Here is a 1037-nt window from a genome sequence, read left to right as displayed (position 1 = left end):
CAGGTCGGGTCGCGCGACGACCTCGTCCGTGCGGCGGCGCGGACGTCGCCCGCCGCGGAGCCGGCCTGCTCCCGCGGGATCTCGACCGGCACCGTCTCCGGCACCGCCTCCGCCACGCGCTCCGCGCTCGTGCGCACGCGCCGCCACGCCTGCACCGCGAGCGGCACGGCCGTCGCCTGCTCGACGAGCGCGAGCGGCACGAGCGCGGCCAGCGCGAGCCAGGCCGGATCCAGCGCGCCGGATGCGAGGCCCGGCACGCCCTGCAGCACCGTCCAGGCGGCGACCGCGCCCGTTCCGGCGAGCACGACGCCCGTCGTGACGCCCGCGGCCGCGGCGCTCCGGAGCTCCGCGCGCCGGAGGTCGGAGGCCGCCCGGTCGATCGCGGCGAGACGAGCGTCCACCGCCCCGAACGCGGTGAGCACGTCGAGCCCGCCGACGAGGTCGAGCACGAGGTCCTGGAGCCGGGCCCGCAGCGGCGCGATCCGCGTCTCGGCGCGACCGGCGAGCGCCGTGGTCGCACCGACCCCGACGGCGAGCGAGGCCGCGAGCACGACGAGGAGCGCCACCCCCGCCTGCGGCAGCACCGCCCACACTACGGCGACGCTCGCCGCCTGCACGAGCACCGACACCGCGAGCGGCTGCACGACGCGCAGCGGGAGGTCCTGGAGCCGGTCGACGTCGCCGACGAGCCGGGTGAGGAGGTCTCCGCGACGGGTGTCGCGGAGCCCGGCGGGCGCGAACGGCAGGATCCGTTCGAACACGCCCACGCGCAGCGTCGCGAGCGCGCGGAAGGCCGCGTCGTGGCTGGTGATGCGCTCGACGTAGCGGAACGCGGCGCGGCCGAGCGCGAACGCGCGGACCCCCACGATCGCCATGCCGAGGAAGAGGATGGGCGGCTGCTCGGACGCGCGCGTGATGAGCCACGCCGAGGTCGCGAGGAGCGCCACCGCGCCGATCGCGCTCGTGAGCCCGGCGAGGAGGCCGGGCACGGCGCGGCGCGCGGGCGGCTGCGCCAGCCGGAGGACGTCGTCGCGGTT

Annotated in this window: 1 protein-coding gene; it reads right to left on the bottom strand. The window is 78.4% G+C overall.

The genetic code is table 11. The features are described from left to right. A partial coding sequence (locus DZG00_RS15735; RefSeq protein ID WP_255414082.1) for an ABC transporter transmembrane domain-containing protein occupies nt 1-1037 on the bottom strand: 1037 nt, incomplete at both ends.

The organism is Clavibacter lycopersici, assembly GCF_003576405.1.
GTDB lineage: Bacteria > Actinomycetota > Actinomycetes > Actinomycetales > Microbacteriaceae > Clavibacter > Clavibacter lycopersici.
The sequence above is the reverse complement of the archived record's forward strand: the minus strand, read 5'-3'. Positions and strand labels throughout refer to the sequence as shown.